Origin of the sequence: Sphingomonas cavernae, from assembly GCF_003590775.1 — a bacterium.
Lineage (GTDB): Bacteria > Pseudomonadota > Alphaproteobacteria > Sphingomonadales > Sphingomonadaceae > Sphingobium_A > Sphingobium_A cavernae.
Window position 1 is genome coordinate 487,731 of the sequence record NZ_QYUM01000002.1, and the last position, 19,251, is coordinate 506,981.

Annotated in this window: 22 protein-coding genes; 9 read left to right on the forward strand and 13 right to left on the reverse strand. The window is 63.7% G+C overall.

What is annotated here, in order from left to right; all coding sequences use genetic code 11:
* Nucleotides 1-71: 71 nt before the first annotated feature.
* Entirely contained in the window at nucleotides 72-1,661 is a 1,590-nt protein-coding gene (gene nadB / locus D3876_RS02600) for an L-aspartate oxidase (RefSeq protein WP_119759541.1), read from the reverse strand.
* The gene (locus tag D3876_RS02605; RefSeq protein ID WP_119760940.1) at nucleotides 1,654-2,580 is read right to left on the reverse strand and encodes an ABC transporter ATP-binding protein; all 927 of its coding nucleotides are present in this window, start codon (nucleotides 2,578-2,580) and stop codon (nucleotides 1,654-1,656) included. The genes nadB and D3876_RS02605 overlap by 8 nt, the downstream gene beginning before the upstream one ends.
* Nucleotides 2,581-2,858: 278 nt before the next feature.
* On the opposite strand from D3876_RS02605, the gene D3876_RS02610 reads away from it, so the two are divergent.
* On the forward strand, nucleotides 2,859-3,359 hold the full coding sequence (locus D3876_RS02610) for a DUF4402 domain-containing protein (RefSeq protein WP_182911843.1): 501 nt from the start codon (nucleotides 2,859-2,861) through the stop codon (nucleotides 3,357-3,359).
* Nucleotides 3,360-3,414: 55 nt separating this feature from the next.
* Here the strand turns inward: D3876_RS02610 and D3876_RS02615 are convergent, their stop codons facing one another.
* On the reverse strand, nucleotides 3,415-4,179 hold the full coding sequence (locus D3876_RS02615; RefSeq protein ID WP_119759543.1) for a CYTH domain-containing protein: 765 nt from the start codon (nucleotides 4,177-4,179) through the stop codon (nucleotides 3,415-3,417).
* 231 nt (nucleotides 4,180-4,410) lie between these two features.
* Here D3876_RS02615 and D3876_RS02620 point away from each other — a divergent pair, with 231 nt between their 5' ends.
* From D3876_RS02620 to D3876_RS02655, 8 genes are all read left to right on the forward strand, one after another.
* Nucleotides 4,411-4,620 (forward strand): zinc-finger domain-containing protein, encoded by a 210-nt coding sequence (locus D3876_RS02620; RefSeq protein WP_119760942.1) that lies wholly within the window; start codon nucleotides 4,411-4,413, stop codon nucleotides 4,618-4,620.
* Between the two features lie 18 nt (nucleotides 4,621-4,638).
* The gene (gene tldD / locus D3876_RS02625) at nucleotides 4,639-6,063 is read left to right on the forward strand and encodes a metalloprotease TldD (protein WP_119759544.1); all 1,425 of its coding nucleotides are present in this window, start codon (nucleotides 4,639-4,641) and stop codon (nucleotides 6,061-6,063) included.
* A gap of 227 nt (nucleotides 6,064-6,290) precedes the next feature.
* The gene (locus D3876_RS02630; RefSeq protein WP_119759545.1) at nucleotides 6,291-7,160 is read left to right on the forward strand and encodes an arylamine N-acetyltransferase family protein; all 870 of its coding nucleotides are present in this window, start codon (nucleotides 6,291-6,293) and stop codon (nucleotides 7,158-7,160) included.
* On the forward strand, nucleotides 7,153-7,710 hold the full coding sequence (locus D3876_RS02635) for a pyridoxamine 5'-phosphate oxidase family protein (RefSeq protein WP_119759546.1): 558 nt from the start codon (nucleotides 7,153-7,155) through the stop codon (nucleotides 7,708-7,710). The genes D3876_RS02630 and D3876_RS02635 overlap by 8 nt, the downstream gene beginning before the upstream one ends.
* A 7-nt stretch (nucleotides 7,711-7,717) precedes the next feature.
* Nucleotides 7,718-7,921, forward strand: coding sequence for a putative signal transducing protein (locus D3876_RS02640; RefSeq protein WP_119759547.1), 204 nt, complete (start codon nucleotides 7,718-7,720; stop codon nucleotides 7,919-7,921).
* Between the two features lie 153 nt (nucleotides 7,922-8,074).
* A complete protein-coding gene (locus tag D3876_RS02645; protein ID WP_119759548.1) occupies nucleotides 8,075-8,413 on the forward strand; it encodes a P-II family nitrogen regulator in 339 nt (112 codons plus the stop codon).
* A 16-nt stretch (nucleotides 8,414-8,429) separates the two neighbouring features.
* Nucleotides 8,430-9,905: an ammonium transporter gene (locus D3876_RS02650; protein WP_119759549.1), complete on the forward strand. Its 1,476-nt coding sequence runs from the start codon at nucleotides 8,430-8,432 to the stop codon at nucleotides 9,903-9,905.
* 281 nt (nucleotides 9,906-10,186) lie between these two features.
* Nucleotides 10,187-12,517, forward strand: coding sequence for a TonB-dependent receptor (locus D3876_RS02655; RefSeq protein WP_238475210.1), 2,331 nt, complete (start codon nucleotides 10,187-10,189; stop codon nucleotides 12,515-12,517).
* Nucleotides 12,518-12,579: 62 nt separating this feature from the next.
* Here the strand turns inward: D3876_RS02655 and D3876_RS02660 are convergent, their stop codons facing one another.
* From D3876_RS02660 to ispG, 10 genes are all read right to left on the reverse strand, one after another.
* Nucleotides 12,580-13,038, reverse strand: a complete 459-nt coding sequence (locus D3876_RS02660; RefSeq protein ID WP_182911844.1) for a GNAT family N-acetyltransferase — start codon at nucleotides 13,036-13,038, stop codon at nucleotides 12,580-12,582.
* Complete coding sequence (locus D3876_RS02665; protein ID WP_119759552.1) at nucleotides 13,028-13,924, reverse strand: sterol desaturase family protein; 897 nt, start codon at nucleotides 13,922-13,924, stop codon at nucleotides 13,028-13,030. Before D3876_RS02665 ends, D3876_RS02660 begins: the two co-directional genes overlap by 11 nt.
* On the reverse strand, nucleotides 13,917-14,333 hold the full coding sequence (locus D3876_RS02670; protein ID WP_119759553.1) for a hypothetical protein: 417 nt from the start codon (nucleotides 14,331-14,333) through the stop codon (nucleotides 13,917-13,919). The genes D3876_RS02665 and D3876_RS02670 overlap by 8 nt, the downstream gene beginning before the upstream one ends.
* Nucleotides 14,330-14,758, reverse strand: coding sequence for a protein tyrosine phosphatase family protein (locus D3876_RS02675; RefSeq protein WP_119759554.1), 429 nt, complete (start codon nucleotides 14,756-14,758; stop codon nucleotides 14,330-14,332). Before D3876_RS02675 ends, D3876_RS02670 begins: the two co-directional genes overlap by 4 nt.
* A 67-nt stretch (nucleotides 14,759-14,825) precedes the next feature.
* Entirely contained in the window at nucleotides 14,826-15,191 is a 366-nt protein-coding gene (locus tag D3876_RS02680; protein ID WP_119759555.1) for a TfoX/Sxy family protein, read from the reverse strand.
* Nucleotides 15,188-15,667, reverse strand: coding sequence for a GNAT family N-acetyltransferase (locus tag D3876_RS02685; RefSeq protein WP_119759556.1), 480 nt, complete (start codon nucleotides 15,665-15,667; stop codon nucleotides 15,188-15,190). Before D3876_RS02685 ends, D3876_RS02680 begins: the two co-directional genes overlap by 4 nt.
* On the reverse strand, nucleotides 15,664-16,605 hold the full coding sequence (locus D3876_RS02690; protein ID WP_119759557.1) for a hypothetical protein: 942 nt from the start codon (nucleotides 16,603-16,605) through the stop codon (nucleotides 15,664-15,666). The genes D3876_RS02685 and D3876_RS02690 overlap by 4 nt, the downstream gene beginning before the upstream one ends.
* Nucleotides 16,602-17,525, reverse strand: coding sequence for a DMT family transporter (locus tag D3876_RS02695; RefSeq protein ID WP_338014303.1), 924 nt, complete (start codon nucleotides 17,523-17,525; stop codon nucleotides 16,602-16,604). Before D3876_RS02695 ends, D3876_RS02690 begins: the two co-directional genes overlap by 4 nt.
* A 24-nt stretch (nucleotides 17,526-17,549) precedes the next feature.
* Nucleotides 17,550-18,050: a retropepsin-like aspartic protease family protein gene (locus tag D3876_RS02700; protein ID WP_182911845.1), complete on the reverse strand. Its 501-nt coding sequence runs from the start codon at nucleotides 18,048-18,050 to the stop codon at nucleotides 17,550-17,552.
* Nucleotides 18,051-18,115: 65 nt separating this feature from the next.
* Nucleotides 18,116-19,246 carry a flavodoxin-dependent (E)-4-hydroxy-3-methylbut-2-enyl-diphosphate synthase gene (gene ispG, locus D3876_RS02705; protein WP_119759560.1) on the reverse strand — a complete coding sequence of 377 codons (1,131 nt, stop codon included), beginning with the start codon at nucleotides 19,244-19,246 and terminating at the stop codon, nucleotides 18,116-18,118.
* Nucleotides 19,247-19,251: the final 5 nt, after the last annotated feature.

Here is a 19,251-nt window from a genome sequence, read left to right on the forward strand (position 1 = left end):
CCCGAGTGACGACGTTCCTGAACGCCATCGGGGGCCAATTGTTGCGCCGCAAAAATCAGCAAGGCAAAATTTTATGGCACGAGAATGGTGTCGCGCGCCTCAGGCAAGGTCTCGGGATAGTCCAGCGTGTAGTGCAGCCCTCGGCTTTCCTTGCGGTGGAGCGCCGATCGGACGATCAGATCGGCGACCTCGATCAGGTTTCGCAGTTCGATCAGATCGGGGGTTACACGGAAATTGCCGTAATATTCCTCGACCTCGCGGCGCAGCAGCTTGACGCGGTGCGCCGCGCGCTCGAGCCGCTTGGTCGTCCGCACGATACCGACATAGTCCCACATGAAGCGGCGGATCTCGCGCCAGTTGTGCGCGACGATGACCTCTTCATCCGAATCGGTGACGCGGCTCGCGTCCCAGGGCCGAATCGGTGGAGGTTCGGCGAGGCTGTCCCAGTTTGCGATGATGTGCCGCGCCGCCGCCTCGCCGAAGACGAAGCATTCGAGCAGCGAGTTGGAGGCAAGGCGATTGGCGCCGTGCAGCCCCGACTGCGTCACCTCGCCCGCTGCGTAGAGCCCGGGCAGATCGGTACGCCCGTCCAGATCCACCACCACGCCGCCACAGGTGTAATGCTGCGCCGGGACGACGGGGATCGGTTCCTTCGTCATGTCGAGCCCCAAGCCGAGCAGCTTTTCGTAAATATTGGGGAAGTGCTCGCGCACGAATTCGGGCGGCTTGTGACTGATGTCGAGATGGACATAGTCGAGGCCGAGGCGCTTGATCTCGTGGTCGATCGCACGCGCCACGACGTCGCGCGGCGCGAGTTCGGCTCGGGTGTCGAAATCGGGCATGAAGCGGTGGCCCGTCTCGGGGATCAGCAGATGCCCGCCCTCCCCGCGCACCGCCTCGGTGATCAGGAAATTCTTGACCTCAAGATTGTAGAGACAAGTCGGGTGGAACTGCATGAATTCCATATTGGAAACCCGGCAGCCGGCACGCCAGGCCATCGCTATGCCGTCGCCCGTCGCGCCGCGCGGCGCGGTCGAATAAAGATAGGTGCGCCCCGCCCCGCCCGTCGCGAGCACCGTCGCGCGGCCGGTGAACAACTCGACGCGCCCAGTTTTCCTGTTGCACGCATAGACGCCCCAGACATGGCCCTCGCCCGAATAGCGTTCACCATGCCGTCCGGTGACGAGGTCGATGACGACCATATCGGGGATGAGCGTGATGTTGGGATTGGCCTCGGCGGCGCGCTCGAGCGCCTGCTGTACCGCCCAGCCCGTGGCGTCGTCGACATGGACGATGCGGCGGTGGCTGTGCCCACCCTCGCGCGTCAAATGCCAGCGTTCGGTTTCACCACCCGAATTGAAGGGCACGCCAAGTTCGGCCAGCCGTTCGATCGCGGCGGGCGCATTTTCGACGACGAACTCGACCGTGGCGCGGTTGTTAAGCCCCGCGCCCGCGACCATCGTGTCCTCGATATGGCTGTCGAAGGTGTCGCCGGGCTCGAGCACCGCGGCGATTCCGCCCTGCGCCCAGGCGGTCGAGCCGTCGGAGAGCGCACCCTTGGCGATCACCGCCACACGGCAATGTTCGGCCAGGTTGATCGCTGCGGTCAGCCCCGCCGCGCCCGAACCGATGACGATGACGTCGTAGCTATGCTCAGCCATGGGCCGATGCGCGCGTCAGGTTGAGGAAAACATCCTCCAGATCGGCCTCGCGCGTGACAACGTCGACGATGCCGAAGCCCTGCTCCTGCACCGCGGCGAGCACCTGCCCGGCATTCACCTTGTCCTTCGAATAGGTGATCGCGAGCACGCGGCTGGCCGTGAGTTCGATCTTCTGGAAGCAGGGATTGGAGGGTAGCGTCGCCACGTCCCGATCGACGGTCACCTCGACCGCCTTTTCCTGCGCCATGCCAACCAGCGCACGCGTCGGCTCGTTGGCGATCAGCTTGCCGTGATTGATGATCGCGATCCGGTCGCACAGCTCCTCGGCCTCTTCGAGATAATGCGTGGTGAGTACCACCGTCACGCCGCGCCGGTTGAGTTCGCGGACATAGGCCCAGAGCTGCTGGCGCAACTCGATATCGACCCCCGCAGTGGGTTCGTCAAGCACGAGCACCGGGGGTGAATGGACCATTGCCTTGGCGACCATGAGCCGGCGTTTCATGCCCCCCGACAGCGTGCGCGAATAGGCGCCGGCCTTGTCCTCGAGGTGCATCGCGCGCAGCAGCTCCATCGAGCGGCGCTGGCCCTTGGGGATGCCAAACAATCCGGCCTGGATCTCGAGCGTCTCGAAGGGCGTGAAAAAGGGGTCGAAGACGATCTCCTGATTGACGATCCCGATCGACGCCTTGGCGTTGCGCGGGTGCCTGTCGATGTCGAAGCCCCAGATAGATGCGCTGCCCGCGGTCTTGTTGACCAGCCCGGCAAGGATGTTGATCAGCGTCGACTTACCCGCGCCATTGGGGCCCAGAAGCCCGAAAATCTGGCCGCGCGGCACGTCGAAACTGACGCCTGCCAGCGCGCGCTTGCCACCCGCATAGACTTTCTCAAGCCCGACGATCTCGATTGCTGCGTCGCTCATCGCCCTGCGCATAACGGCTTGCGGCGCGCGCGCAAAGACGGCGGGCGCATTTGCCATAAATTTAACCCGGGCAATTGGGAGAGTTTTAACCAATCGCGTCTAATCGTCGGCATGTGGGGACCAGAATATTTCATAGGATGTGGCGACGGGCGGGGGGCCTGTCGCGGCGACCGGAAGCAGCCTGTGGGGGGACGCATCCGGGGACCAGCAGGGATTCGGCCTATGCCGTTTCTCTGCTCTCATGCCGCCCGGCCCCAGGCGAGAGCCGGCTTGAAAATGTGCTTGGCTTCGCGCTGCGCACGACGCTGCTGCTGGCGCTTGCCGGCATCCCGGGCATCGCCTTTGCCGCGCAGACACCGGGCGAGGCAAGCGCAACCATGGTCCGGCCGCTGACCCTGATCAAAACCGAGGATCTGGATTTTGGCAGCATATCTGCGGGTCCCACCGCAGGCACGGTGCGGATCAACCCCGCCACCGGAGCCAGGACCACAACGGGCGGCGCTATCGCCGCCGGCGGCGCGCCAACACGTGCGACCTTTGTCGGCGCGTCGCAGCTCGGCATCGCGCTCAACGTCCAGATCAGCGCGTCACCGACGCTCGTCCGCGCCGGCGGCGGCACGATGACGACAGCGCTTGAGGTCGATGGCGGCACAGGCTGGCGGCTGTTCACGGGCACCGGCCCGCACACATTCCATGTCGGCGGGCAGTTGAATGTCGGCACCAACCAGACCGCGGGCAGCTATGCGGGACAGTTCACGCTGACAGTGAACTACTTCTGACCACATCAGCCCGCGATGACGCCAGCGGGAACCGGCGAAGGATCCGTTGGCGGCGTTACGCCCCGGCTTTCCCGCAAACCTTGGCGAAATATTCCAGGGCCGTTCGGGTCTTGGTTTCCTGCGCACCCTGAGGGTCCAGGCCGAGTGCCCCGAGATGATCGTTGAATGCCTTTCGGGCCTGAGCCGCCTTGTCGGGCGGTACCTTGATCGACACCTCGACCAGATCGTCGCCATTGGGGAGTCGCCACTCCTCGATCGTCAGTTCGTGTGCGAAATTCTCGTGCTCCAGCTTCCAGCGCAGCACGCGAATGGGCCCCATGACGCAGAGATGGCCAAAATCGACCGATCCCTTGTGGAACTCGGTCAGAAATCGCTCCTGGTCCGTCGAGAAGAGCTTGGCGATGGCGCGCTTTCCCTTTGCGACCTCGTCGATCTCGTTGCGCTGCTGCCGATGCGTCAGCGATGCCGAGAAGACTGCACGGTCACCGACACAATCGGCCTCGAGTTTGAACCCTTCCTTTCGTTGCCAATCCGGCGATATGCTCGTCATTTCTGCCGAACGGAACTTGACCGTGGAATCATCGGCGTCGCCCTTGACGAGCCTTGCCCGCAAAGCGATCCCCGCATTGAACAGATCGAGGTTCGGCGTTTCGTAGAAATAGATGAGCCGGATATCGGCCGTATCCTCGTCGACCTGCATCGCACGTTCGGCGCGAAGCTCCTGATCCGGGCGGATGGTGACCTTGATCTCGACGGCGTCCATGCCCGCGAAGGTAGGAACACCGCCTTCCGAGGCCTTGGGGGTCGCGGTCGTGCTCATTCGTCAGTTCCTTTCCGAAACAACCGGCAAGCCGATTCCCATCGATTGCCGCCATTGCGCCGAGAGGCCGGGTCGGGATGGTGAAGGCCCAACCATCACAATTTTCGATCGACACTTTAACCCAATCGAAGCGCGTCTCTAATCGGGGAAAGTTGGTAGCTCTTTCCTCCCCTGCCGACGAACGTCCTCTCCCCGTTGCGTCTCAAAACCGCACTTGCTATGCGCGCCGGCATGATCGCACCGCCTGAAACCATCCGCGTCAGCACCGCCCGCGTCGCCTGTGACGGCGCCAGCGACATTCCGGGAGGCGCTGCCCTCGGCCATCCGCGCGTCTTTCTCGAGATCGACGAGACGGGTTTCGTCGATTGCGGCTATTGCGACCGGCGTTTCGTACTGGTCGGCGGCCCTTCCGATACCGAAAAGGGTTCCAAGGCGGCCTGAGCTGCCTATATCGGTCGCATGCAGACCGATCCCCGCAGCTTCCTGTATCGCCCCGACGGCCTCGATCCCGACGCCGCCCGTTCGCTCACCGCCGATGCGCTGAAAGGCTGCGACGACGGCGAACTCTATCTTCAATACAGCGCGTCGGAGAGCTTCGGCTTTGACGACGGCCGACTGAAGACCGCCGATTATTCGAGCGAATCGGGCTTCGGCCTGCGCGGCGTGAGCGGAGAGACGACCGCATTTGCGCACGCCAACGAGCTGAGCGAAGCCGCGATCCGCCGCGCCGCCGAGACGCTGACACTGCTCGATCCCGCAAAGGACCAGCCTGCGGCGCCTCCGCAGCGGACCAACCGGCATCTCTACACCGACGTCGATCCGATGGGCCTGATTCCCTTCGCGAAAAAGGTAGCGCTCTGCCAGATGATCGACGCTGCGGCGCGCGCACGCGATCCGCGCGTCGCACAGGTCTCGGTCAGTCTTTCGGGATCGTGGAATGTCGTGGAGATCGTCCGCGCCGACGGCTTTACCGCCACGGATATCCGGCCGCTCGTCCGCCTCAACGTGTCGATCGTCGCCGAGCAGAACGGACGGCGCGAGACGGGCTCGTTCGGGATCGGCGGGCGCGAACTTTATGACCGGATGTTCGAAGAGGCGACGTGGAATCGCGCGATCGACGAGGCGCTGGCGCAGGCGTTGATCAATCTCGAGTCGGTCGCGGCGCCCGCGGGCGAGATGACCGTGCTGCTCGGCCCCGGCTGGCCCGGAATCCTGCTCCACGAGGCGATCGGCCACGGCCTCGAAGGCGATTTCAACCGCAAGGGCACGAGCGCCTTTTCAGGCCGCATCGGCGAGCGCGTTGCGGTGCCCGGCGTGACGGTGGTCGATGACGGTTCGATCGGCGGGCGGCGCGGCTCGCTCTCGATCGACGATGAAGGCACGCCGACCGCAGAGACCGTTCTGATCGAGGACGGCATATTGAAGGGTTATATGCAGGACCGGCTCAATGCGCGGCTGATGAATGTCGAACCCACGGGCAATGGCCGCCGGCAATCCTACGCCCACGCGCCCATGCCGCGCATGACCAACACCTTCATGAAGGGCGGCAATGACGATCCGGCCGAGTTGATGAGCCGCGTGAAGAAAGGCATCTTCGCCAAAAGCTTCGGCGGCGGGCAGGTCGATATCGTCTCGGGCAAGTTCGTCTTCTCGTGCACCGAGGCGTACCTGATCGAGAACGGAAAGCTGGGCGCTCCGATCAAGGGCGCGACGCTGATCGGCGACGGCCCGACCGTGCTGACCAAGGTCGCGGGCATCGGCAACGACTTCGCGCTCGACGAAGGCATTGGCATGTGCGGCAAGGGCGGCCAGTCGGTTCCCGCTGGTGTCGGGCAACCGAGTTTGCTGGTCGACGGCCTCACCGTGGGTGGGACGGCTACCTGACACGCTGTTGCTGTCACGAGGATGGCAACGGTCGCATCTTAGAGCGCCGCGTGTAAAAGCACCGCTCATCCTGAGGAGGGGCTGAGCCTGGCGAAGCCCCGTCTCGAAGGACATAACCAGCGGCCGATCCTTCGAGACGCCATTTCGCCAAGCTCAATGGCTCCTCAGGATGAACGGTTCTGATTTAATGCACGAGACTCTAAGTCCGTAAGCTACGGGATGAGAGAATGAGCAGCGCCACCGTCGAAACGATTGCCAACAGCGACTTCAGCCCCTTCGACGACGGCGATCTCGCCGCCTATCTCGCACGCATCGGCTATCCGGGTCCGGTCGCGCCCGATCGCGCGACGCTGGAAGCGATCGCGGCGCGGCATCCGGCGACGATACCATTCGAAAATCTCGATCCGCTGCTCGATCGGCCGGTGGACCTCTCGCTGCCGTCGCTGATGGCGAAGCTCGTTCATGGCGGGCGCGGTGGATATTGCTTCGAGAGCAACGGGCTGCTGCTCGCCGTCCTGCGCCGCATTGGCTTCACGGTCGATGGGCTGGCCGCGCGCGTCTACTGGAATCAACCCAATGCCGACACGCCGCCGCGCACGCACATGTTGTTGCGGGTCGCGCTGGCAGATGGGCCGGTGCTGATCGATGTCGGCTTTGGCGGCGCGGTGCTGACGGGGGTGCTCGACCTCGTACCCGATGTGGTGCAGCAAACGCCGCACGAACCCTTCCGCCTGCTGCGCGACCGCGATCTATGGGAACAGCAGATCCGCATCGGCGAGACCTGGCGGACGACCTATCGCTTTGACCTGACCGTTCAGGAACCCGTCGACTATGAGCTGGCCAATTGGTGGACATCGGCGAGCCCGCAGACGCATTTCCGGCAGATGCTGATCGGTGCCCGATCGGTGCCGGGGAAACGGATCACGCTGCGCAATTTCGATTTCGCGGTGCACAATCTGGGCGGCGCGACCGAGCGCAGGACGCTCGAAAGCAGCGCAGAGGTCTGCGACACATTGGAACGCGACTTCGCGATCGCCATTCCCGACCGTATCGCCTTGATGCGCCGCCTCGAAACGCTACGATCCGCCAATGTCTGAGTTCTTCGACCACGTTACCGAAAAGCACCGCGAGTTCATCGCGAAACAGCCCGTGTTCTTTGTTGCCACTGCTGCCGAGGGTGTGCGCGTCAACCTCTCCCCCAAGGGCATGGACAGCTTTCGCGTCCTCGACGATCGGCGCGTGGGCTATCTCGACGTCGGCGGATCGGGCAACGAGACGCATGCGCATCTGACCGCCGACGGCCGCATCACCATCATGTTCTGCGCGTTCGACAATCCCGCGCTGATTTTGCGCATCTATGGGCGCGGCGCGCCGGTGCTGCCACAGGACGCACAATGGGACGCAACCGCCGCGCCCTTCGCACTGCTGCCCGGCACACGGCAGATCTTCGTGATCGATGTCGAGAGCGTCCAGACGAGCTGCGGCTGGGGCGTGCCGTACATGAGCTTTGATCGCGAACGCCAGACATTGTCCAAATATCATGCTCAGCAGGTGCCCGAGGAAAGGCTGGCCAAGATCGCCACGCGCACCAGGAGCATCGACGGCTTGCCCGTTCGCGTGCAGACCGTGATGCCGCGTCCGGACTGAGCAGGCGATGGCATTGACCAGCATCGCCGAGTTTCCCGACGGCATCGCCGCCGATCTCGCGTGGCTTGAGCTCAAGGCCGCGGGCATCCATGCCTTTCTGTTCGACGGCGGCATGGCGAGCCTCGGTTTGGGAATGATGACGCCGGCACGGCTGATGGTCGATGAACATGACGCGGAACGCGCCCGCGCGCTGCTTGATCAAAGTGCCTGATTTTTAGGCACGACTTCGCAACTGCACAATAATTAGCATTATTCGGGTCGCTGCCGCGCATCAAATTTGTGCGTCGCGGCGGATTTCGGGCAATTTTCGAATCTGGCACATCGCTTGCGGAGACCTCCACGGACATTTGCAGAAGGGGGCCGAATGAAACTCGTCATAGCCATCATAAAACCCTTCAAGCTCGACGAGGTGCGCGAAGCGCTTTCCGAGCTTGGCGTGGCGGGCATGACCGTCACGGAAGTGAAGGGTTTTGGCCGCCAGAAGGGCCAGACCGAAATCTATCGCGGCGCGGAATACAGCACCAATATGGTTCCCAAGATCAAGATCGAGGTGGTGTGCACCTCCGACCTGGCCGATCGCGTCGTCGAAGCCGTTCAGGCCTCTGCCAACACCGGCGCGATCGGCGACGGCAAGATCTTCGTGCTCGAGGTCGGCCAGGCTGTGCGTATCCGCACGGGCGAGACCGACGAGACCGCGCTCTAATCACAAAGGGGGAAAGATGACGACTTCCAGAAAGATAGTGGCGAGTGCGGGCGCGATCGGCGCGTCGCTCCTTGCCGCCATGCCCGCCTGGGCAAACACTGCGGTGGCCAATGTCGCCGAAGCCGCGGGCAACGCCGCCGCGGCGGTAACCGAAGCCGCACCCGCGGCTGCGGCCGCGTTCACGCCGACCGCCGACATGGTCAACAAGGGCGATACCGCCTGGATGCTGATTTCCTCGGCGCTGGTGCTGATGATGTCGATCCCCGGCCTCGCACTGTTCTATGGCGGCCTTGTCCGCACCAAGAACATGCTTTCGGTGCTGATGCAGGTTTTCATGATCGTCTCGATCGCCGCGCTCGTCTGGGTCACCTGGGGCTACAGCCTCGCCTTCACCAGCGGCAACAGCTTCATAGGCGGCCTGAGCAAGCTCTTCCTGCAGGGCGTTGACGGCACAACCCTTGCCGCCACCTTCTCCAACGGCGTCTACATCCCCGAATATGCGTTCGTGGTGTTCCAGATGACCTTTGCGTGCATCACGCCCGCGCTCATCATCGGCGCCTTTGCTGAACGCGTGAAGTTCTCGTCGCTGATGATCTTCACGGTGCTCTGGCTGACCGTCGTCTACTTCCCGATCGCGCACATGGTCTGGTACTGGGCGGGTCCGGACTTCCTGCCGACCACGCCCGGCGATCATGGCCTTCTCTGGGGCTGGGGCGCGCTCGACTTCGCGGGCGGCACCGTCGTCCACATCAACGCGGGCATTGCCGGCCTCGTCGGCTGCCTCATGATCGGCAAGCGCATCGGCTTCGGCAAGGAAGCCACCCCGCCGCACTCGCTGACCATGACGATGATCGGCGCATCGCTGCTGTGGGTGGGCTGGTTCGGCTTCAACGCCGGTTCCAACCTCGAAGCCAATGGCGTGACCGCGGTGGCGTTCATCAACACCTTCGTCGCGACCGCTGCGGCCGCAGTAAGCTGGGCTATCGTCGAACAGATCAAGCATGGCCGTCCGTCGCTGCTCGGCGCGGTCTCGGGCGCGGTCGCCGGCCTTGTCGCGATCACCCCGGCCTCGGGCTTCGCTGCGCCGATGGCCTCGATCGTGCTCGGCCTCATCGTCTCGCCGATCTGCTTCTTCTTCGTCTCCACGGTGAAGAACAAGCTTGGCTATGACGATACGCTCGACGTGTTCGGCATTCACTGTGTCGGTGGCATCATCGGCGCGATCGGCACGGGTATCGTCGCTGACCCGGCGCTCGGCGGCCAGGGCTTCTTCGACTACACCGTGATGCCCGCCGTCGTCGGCACCTATGACATGGGCGCGCAGGTCCTCACCCAGATCAAGGCGGTAGCGCTGACGCTCGTCTGGTCGGGCGTGGGTTCGGCGATCCTCTACTTCATCGTCGACAAGGCCATGGGTCTGCGCCCGAGCGAAGAGGCCGAACGCGAAGGTCTCGACCTCGCCTCGCACAACGAGCGTGCCTACAACTACTGACAGGTTTGGAGGGCGGCCCACCTATTCCCCGGGCGCGCCCTCCTCAAGGAGTTCCTCCTGCGAACTGACTGGGCCGGTGTGGCGACACACCGGCCCTTTTTTCATTTGATGCAGAAAAGCCACGCCCCGACCAAAATCGCGGGGGTGTGGTTGTGACCGCGCGCGCATAATTTTATTACAAGGCAACAAAAATAAGCGCAGGGAGGAATATTATGTCTGGTTGTCTGGACTCAACTTTCGCAAAATATCGTCTTACTGCAGGGACTTGTGTAGCAGCGCTGATGGCGGCGGCGACACCCGCCGCGGCGCAGGATCCGCAGCCCGAAGCCGTCGACCAAGGCAGAGAGATCATCGTCACCGCCACCAAGCGCGCCTCGACGATCCAGGACGTGCCCTTTTCGATCAACGCACAGACCGAAGCCGATATCGAACGCGCCAACGCGAATACGATCGAGGATCTGTCGCGCAATGTCGCCGGCCTCACCATCCAGAACCTCGGGCCCGGCCAGAGTCAGGTGTCCATCCGCGGCGTCTCGGCCGGCCAGATCGTACGCGACCAGCCCGGCGTGAAAGAGCAGGTGGGCATCTATCTCGACGAGTCGGTGATCTCGCTCTCGCTGTTCACGCCCGATATCGACCTGTTCGACCTCAACCGCGTCGAAACGCTCCGCGGCCCCCAGGGCACGCTGTTCGGCTCGGGATCGGTCGGCGGCACGCTGCGCTACATCACCAACCAGCCCAAGGTCGACGTGATCGAGGGTAAGGTCGAAGCCAATGTGAACATGGTCGACGAGGATGATTTCGGCGGCCATATCAAGGGCGCGATCAACCTGCCCATCGTCGATGGCTTCGCGGTGCGCGCGGTGGGGTATTACACGCAATATGCGGGCTTCATCGACGCGCTGCGCGAGGGCGACAGCGAGGCGAAGAACATCAACGACGGGTGGCGCGCAGGCGGACGCCTGTCTTTCCTGATCCAGCCCAGCGACAATTTCACGATCGTCCCCCGCCTCGTCTATCAGAAGATTTCGACCGATGGCTTCAACCGCCAGGAGGTCTACAATCTCTACGCCAACCAGTTCACGACGACGCGCCCGCAGGTCGTCTTCGACAAGCGTCAGCAATATCTGCTGCTCAAGGAAGCGTTCCAGGACGAGTTCATGCTCGCCGATCTGACGATGAACGTCAGCGCGGGGCCGATCGATATCACCTCGATCACCAGTTACATCAATCGCGACATCCTCGTCAGCCGAGACGCCAGCTCGCTCACGGGCAGCATCACGATCGACTTCGGCCTGCCCAATGCAGCGGTCCTGCTTCCGTCAAATCTTCGCGACACGACCGATCTCGAGCAGATCTCGCAGGAAATCCGCCTCGCCTCCAACGGCACGGGGCCCTTTCAATGGCTGGTCGGCGGCTTCTACACCGACGCCGCTCGCGATTATCTCCAGCGCCTGCCAACGCCGGGCTTTGACGCGTTCTACGATGCGGTCAACGGCCCAGGCGCAGCGGCAGCGGGCGCCAGCGGCTTTGGCCCCGATTCGCCCTATAACGCCAACCTGCCCTACAACCTCCAGCAGCTCGCGATTTTCGGTGAGGCGAGCTACGAATTTGGTGCGCTGACCGCGACCGCGGGCGCCCGCTATTATGCGTACAACGAGACGCGGCGTTTCATTTCGGGCGGCGTCTTTTCGGGCGGAGACAATCGTCGCGACAAGACGTCATCGAGCGGAATCACGCCTCGCTTCCTGCTGAGCTACGAAGCATCGGACGACATCACGCTCAATGCGCAAGTATCCAAGGGTTTCCGGTTAGGCGGCGTCAACGACCCGCTCAACGTGCCGATCTGCACGCCGGCGGACCTTGCCCTCTTCGGCGGCTTCCAGGACTATAACGACGAAACGCTGTGGAACTACGAGGCCGGCGTCAAGGCGCAGACGGGCATCTTCACCTTCAACGCCGCGGGCTTCTACACCGACATCAAGAATCTCCAGGTGACGCTCGACGCAGGGTCCTGCTCGTCGCGCATCGTGTTCAACGTGCCCAAGGCGCACACGATGGGGCTGGAGGCGGAATTTACCGCGACGCCGGTCACCGGGCTCGACCTCTCGCTATCCGGAAGCTGGGTGGAAGCCGAGTTCGACTCGACGCTGCCCGAACCCTTTGCGACAAACACGGGTATCCGTGAGGGCAACCGCCTGCCGACAGTGCCCAAGTTCCAGATGGCAGCCGCAGCGACCTATAGTTTCCCGATCGACAATGACGGCAACGAGGCTTTCTTCTCGGCGTCGTTCCAGCATGTCGGCAGCCGCTTCACCCAGCCTGCCGATCAGGAACTCAATCCGCGGACCTTTGTCCACAACCTCGCCTTTGCGGGCATGCCCGCAACTGCCGCGACGACGCTCAACCTGAAGCTGCCCGACTATCAGCTCATCAACCTGAGCGCCGGGCTCGAGTTCGACAATGAGCTTGGGATCACCCTCTACGTCAACAATCTGCTCGACGAGAGCGCGCTGCTCTCATTCGACCGCGAACGCGGCGGGCGCGCGCGCCTGGGCTTCCAGGTCGGCCAGCCGCGTACGATCGGGCTTACCGTCCGCAAGGGCTTCTGAGCAAACGCACTCTGATCCGGGGCCGGCGTGGCGACGCGCCGGCCCTTTTTTTCATGACCGCATCAGGCCAGTTCGGCGCGCTGGATCACGACGGGAATCCCCGCCTTGTCGAGCTCGAACCCCACGATCGAGAAGCCGCATTGCAGGTTGAGGATGATCATCGCGTTGTTGCCCGCACGCGTTCGCGTCTCGACATGCGAATAGCCCTGCTCGCGCGCCCAGCGATGCTGGGCCTCGGTCAACCGCCTTGCCAACCCCTTGCGCCGTGCGTCGGGATGAACCCCGCCAAGCCAAGAGTAGAACAGCGTCTCGCCGCGGCGATAGCCCAGCTTGAATGCGATCAGCCGCCCCTCCGCATCATGCGCCGAAAACAGCGCGGCGCCGTCGAGGTGAGACAGCCGGCCCAGCAGATATTCGGGCGCGAAATCGGCAAAGATCACGCGGCACAGCGCGGCAAGCTCGGCGCCGTGCTGCTCGACTGCGCTTCCCTCAACGACCTCGATCGCGGGTTCACCCATCATGCTGCAGCCGTGCGTGCCAGCGCGCGCGGATCGTTTCGCTCGAATCGCGCGATCCGTCATGGCTCCAGCCGGGCGGCGCGATGATGTAGCGCAGCTTGTTGCCGATCCCCGGCGCCTTCCACACGTCCTTGGCGATGCCCGCCCATTCGTGGAACGCGGCCCACAGCACATTGTAGCTGCCCAGGTTCTTGACGATGCCATAGCGCGGGCGATCGTCATCGTGTTCGCGCACGAAGCTGCCGAACATCCGATCCCAGACGATGAAGACCCCGGCATAATTCTTGTCGAGATAGCGCGGATTGGTCGCATGGTGGACGCGGTGGTGCGACGGCGTGTTCATCACCGCCTCGAACCAGCGCGGCATCCGGCCGATCATCTCGGTATGGATCCAGAACTGGTAGATCAGGTTGATGCCACCGCAAAACAGCACCATCGCAGGTGGGAAGCCGATCAGGAACAGCGGCAGGCGGAAGATGAAAGCCAGGCTGAGGAACCCCGTCCAGGTCTGCCGAAGCGCGGTCGACAGATTATAGTGCTGGCTCGAATGGTGGATGACGTGGCTCGCCCAGAACCAACGGACGCGGTGCGCCGAACGATGAAAGGCGTAATAAGCCAGATCGTCGAGCACGAAGCAAAGGCCCCATGCCCACCAGACATAGGGGATGTCGAATACCCGGTGATTCCAGAACCACCAGGCCATGCCGATCACCGCGCCCGCGCTGAGCACGCCCGCGATCGTGCTGCCCAGCCCCAGCGCGAGCGACGTCAACGTATCCTTCGGATCATAGCGGTGCCGGCCGCGAATCCGCGCGACCAGCATCTCGAGCAGCACCAGCGAGATGAACGCAGGAACCGCAAGGTTCACCGGATCGGGCAGGTCAGGCATCGGTCATCGTCCCCACATCGCCCATATTGCGCATGCGGCTGGCCCACTCCGCCGCATGTGCACCCAGGTTGAGCGTTACCGAACCGAACATCGGATCATCGGGGGTCAGCGTCAATTGGTTGCGATCGAGCCGCGCCTCGACCGGAGGCATCAGCCGCCGACCGACAAAATGCCCACCATGCGCGCGGATCAGCAGCAGTTGCCCTACGCGATCGCGGAGCAGCGCCGCGTAGCCCGCGCGATCGACCGCCACGGCAACGGGATCGAAGCCGCTATCGACCTCGTCCGCCACCGCAAGCGCATGCTCCGCATTGACGATCCGCGCTTCCTCGCCCAGCCCGAGCAGCCGCGCGACAAGCGCGAGCCCCAAAACCCCGGCCAGCGATCCCGCCAGCAAAAGCCAGTTCATCGTCCTCCGCTGAGCGCGTCGAGCATAGGTCGGATCGAGGAAAGGTCGTAGCCTGCGCCCGCGGCCTTTTCCGCGAGCGTATCGGGCGCATCGCCGCGCTGCGCGCGCGCCAGCGCCCAGAGATAGGTCGAGCGCGTGCCCGAACGGCAATAAGCGAGCGCGGGGCCGTTCGCGGCATCGAGTGCGGCGTTCATCTCGTTGAGCTGGTTCGCCGAAAAGCCCGCATGGGTAACGGGGATGGCGCGATAGGCGACACCCGCAGCTTCGGCCGCGGCCGCGATTTCTGCGCCATTGGTCTGTCCGGCCTCTTCGTCATCGGGGCGGTTGTTGATGATCATCGTCACCCCATCCGCCTTCGCCGCCGCGACCTGATCGGTCGTCATCTGCGAGGCAACCGAAATGCTGTCGTCAATCCGCCGGAACATTGTGAACTCCAATTCTGCTGCTCGCCCTATAGACGCCACAGTTTGCCGCATGGAAGCGCGAATGACGTCAAGACGCTTTCGGCTTCCGTGGTTTCTTCTTTGCGGCGCCTCTCAGCCCGGCCTCATGTGCCAGCGCGGCCCATTCACGCATCGCGTCGGCATCATCATACACCGCATCGGGCGCGGCGCGGTAGTTCATGCTGGCGACTTTCCCCTCCTTCATCACGAAGGTGAAGCGCTCGCAGCCTGCACCGTCCCAGCGCGTATCGCTTGTCGCATCCGCCTTGAACCAGAGCCGGTCGTCGGCGACGATCGCAAAGACGACGCCGTCGAGATAAAGCGTCGCGCCGCCCATCATACGGCGCATCGTCACATGGCCCATCGGCGCGAGCGCCTCGCCAACCCAGTCGACTAGGCCCGTGTCCACGCTCATGCCGCTGCGAGCGCCCTGAGCGCATCGCCATCGAGCCTCTGGACGGTCCATTCATCCATCGGCTTCGCGCCCAGCGCGCGATAGAATCCGATCGCGGGTTCGTTCCAGTCGAGCACCGACCATTCGAGTCGGGCGCACTCGCGCTCGATCGCGATCGCGGCGAGCCGCGCGAGCAAGGCGCGCCCTGCCCCCGCCCCGCGCGCCTCGGGCGCGACAAACAGGTCTTCGAGGTAGATGCCGGGCTTGCCCTCGAAGGTCGAGAAATTGTGGAAGAACAGCGCAAAGCCAACGGGGCCGCCATCCAGTTCGGCGATCAGGACCTCGGCATAGGCGTGCTGCCCGAACAGGTTGCGTTCGAGAAGCGCCACGTCGGTGCGAACCTCATGCGCCAGCTTCTCATATTCGGCGAGCGCAAGGATGAAGCCGTGAATGATCGGCAAATCGGCGCGCGTGGCCGCGCGGATGGCGAGGCTCATGCCGCCTGCCTCTCGCCGAGCGCGCGGATCGCAGCGCGCGAGCGTGCGAGATATTCCATGCCGTGAAAGCGATAGGTGCCGATGAAGTGGATCATTCGTGAGTCCCCGGGAAGCGGCGTGTTCCAGTGATTAACGTAGCGATCGGCGGGCAACAGCACTGGATCGGCGGCATTTGCGACGACGAAGTTGGATGCGACCTGTTCGCTCCCCCATTCGCACCATTTCGCGCGGCCCACAGCCGCTTCGGCAGCTTGAGAGAAACGGGTCGCGAGGCCCCGGTCGCCGCCGCGCGCGAAACCTGCAAAACCCGCGCAGCCGCGGACATAGCGCGGCGCTGCCAACCCGGGGATTTCCAGCCGGTCCATCACCGACTCGGTCGCGCGCTGGACATGGCTCTGGCTCAGCGAGACACCCTCGGTGCCCTGAGGGAAATGCTCGCGAACGAACTCGGGCACAGGCAGCACCGCAGGAACAATGTCGGATTCGCCAAGCAGCGTGAAGCTGCGATTGGCATCGATCGCCTCGGCAAGTTCCGGTACCGGCCCCACCGTCACCGTGTCCGAATCGAGCTGGATCATGTAGTTGTCCGCGCTCAGATCGAGCAGCGTCAGCAACCTTTCCCATGTGCCGCCATTGGGGCACGGCCCGACATCGACATCGTGGATCGAGAGGATTTTGGGATCGCCGAGATGCGCCTTGAGGATCGCGCGATCGTCAGGGGTCAGCGTACCGTCGTCGAGCAGCATCACGCGCCCGCGCCGCAGATGGTGGTGGAGCGACTTGACCGCGACCAGATAAGGAATGAGCACCGCGCTCCCCATCATCGAGAACAGCACCACGCCATCATCGACCGGCCGGATCGGCGGGGTCGCGAGCACGGGCCGGCACAACCGCTTGTAGAGCGCCTGCTTCACATGCCAGTTGATTTCCTCGATCATAATGCGGCCTCCGGATGCGTGACGGGCTCGGGGCGTTTGCGCGCGGCGAGCAGACACCCGGCTACGATCATCAGCGCGCCGACGACGGTTAAGGTGGACACGCCTTCATCGAAGAACCACCAGCCGAGCAGCGCCGCCCAGATGAACGCGGTATATTCTACGGGCAGCAGATATTGCGCCTCGGCGCGCGCATAGGCCCAGGCGAGCAGCATCATCGATACGAAGGCGAACAGCGCCGACACCATCAGCAGCGGCATCTGCGCGGTCGTCGGAACGATCGCGAGCCACGGTGCTGCGAGCGCATAGAGCGCTCCCGCGACGATATTGAAGAACAGCGCGACCTCGACGGGATCGGCGACAAGCGACTGGCGCCGCGCGACGACGAGGTTGAAGGCGTAGAGGACCGCCGCGATCAGGATCGCGATCGCTCCGCGAAACGCGTCGGGGCCCATATCGGCCTCGGCCTGGCCAGCAAGGATCACGAGCACGCCCGCAAAGGCGAGCAGTGAGGCGAAGATCGCACTCTTGCCCACCTTTTCCTTGAGGATCACCGCGGCAAGGATCAACGCGACCAGAGGCGCGACAAAGGTCAAGGCCACGCCTTGCGCGATCGGCACCCGCGCCAACCCCCAGAAGAACAGCAGCACCGATCCCCCTGCGGTCACCCCGCGCCAGAAATGCAGCACCAGCACCGGGCGCGCAGGCCAGCTTTTGCGCATCAGCACGAACATGGGAATCCCGATCGCCAGCCCGAACACGCAGCGCCACAGCATCGCGTTATAGGCACCGATCTCGATCGACAGCCCCTTCATGATCGCGTCCATCGCGGAGAATACGGCGATGCCGAGCGTCGCTACGCCAAAGGCTTGGACGGGGCTGGCGTGCTGACTCATGGGTGGCGAGATAGCGGCGCCGGACACGCTTGTCTCGCCTTTGCAACGAGATCAGCGCAAAATCATCCGGTCATTGGCGATCTGCACCGAACCGATCTGGCCGAGCACGTTCTGACCGAGGAGCGACACTTCGCTGTTGTCGAGGATTACGCCGCGCATGTCCCAGGCTTCCTTCTGGCCGATCGCGACATGACGGATCGAGATCTGCTTGCCGAGCAACTCGCCCGCGGCACCACGGCCTACCACCTCATATTCATCGTCGGAAAATTTGAAGCCGACGCGCGTCGCGTCTTCCTCTGTCAGCGCCACGGTCGATGCGCCGGTATCCACGAGAAAGTGCACAACGCGGCCGTTGACCAGCGCATCGACATAGAAATGACCATTTGGCTGACGCTTGAGGACAGTATCGAGCGCCTTGTCGGTGGCGCGCGCGTAGGCGGCGGGATCGTCGCCATTGGACAATGTGGCTGACGGCGCGGTCTCGCTGCCCGGCCACGCCAGACCGACCAGCGTCCCTGCGCCAATGACCAGAAAGATCGCTCTCGCCGACACCACAACCCCCGCAAATCCCGTCGGAACACGGTAGCGGGCGCAGGTAATTCAATCGTTAAGTGGGGCTATTCCGCCGCGTCGGCCACTGCAGCATCGGTGCTTTCCGCCTCGATCTCGGCGGCCTTGGCTTCGACGAGCTTCACGATGTGCTCGATCATGTCGGCGTCCTGGACATGGTGATCGGTCACGCCCGAGAGATAGACCATGTGCTTGCCATTGCCGCCACCGGTGATGCCGATATCGGTCTCGCGCGCCTCGCCGGGGCCGTTGACGACGCAGCCGAGCACCGAGAGCGACAGCGGCGTGTGGATGTGCTGGAGCCGTTCCTCGAGCGCCTGGACGGTTCGGATTACATCGAAACCCTGACGCGCGCAGCTCGGGCACGAGACGACGCGGACGCCGCGCGTCCGGATGCCGAGCGATTTCAGAATTTCATAGCCGACGCGCACCTCTTCCTCGGGCTCAGCCGAAAGTGAGACGCGGATCGTGTCGCCGATCCCGGCCCAGAGCAGGTTGCCGATCCCGATCGCCGATTTCACGGTGCCGCCGATCAGCCCGCCCGCCTCGGTAATGCCCAGGTGCAACGGGCAATCCACCGCTTCCGCCAGCCCCATATAGGCCGACACCGCAAGGAAGACGTCGGACGCCTTCACCGCGACCTTGTATTCGTGGAAATCCTGATCCTGGAGCAGTTTGATATGATCGAGCGCGCTTTCGACCAGCGCCTCGGGGCAGGGCTCGCCATATTTTTCGAGCAGGTCCTTCTCAAGACTGCCGGCGTTGACGCCGATGCGGATCGCACAGCCATTGGCCTTGGCGGCGTCGACGACTTCCTTCACGCGCGCTTCGGAGCCGATATTGCCCGGATTGATACGCAGGCACGCGGCGCCCGCGTCGGCGGCTTCCAGCGCGCGCTTGTAGTGGAAATGGATGTCGGCGACGATCGGCACGCGCGCGGCGCGGACGATCTGCTTCAAGGCCGCGGTCGATTCCTCATCGGGGCAGGAGACGCGGATGATGTCGACGCCCGCTTCCTCGCAGCGACGGATCTGGTCGATCGTCGCCTTGGGATCGGAGGTGAGCGTGTTGGTCATCGTCTGAACGCTGACCGGCGCATCGCCGCCGACCGGAACATTCCCGACCATGATCTGACGCGAGGTGCGGCGCGCAATATCGCGCCAGGGACGAAGGGACATTCTTC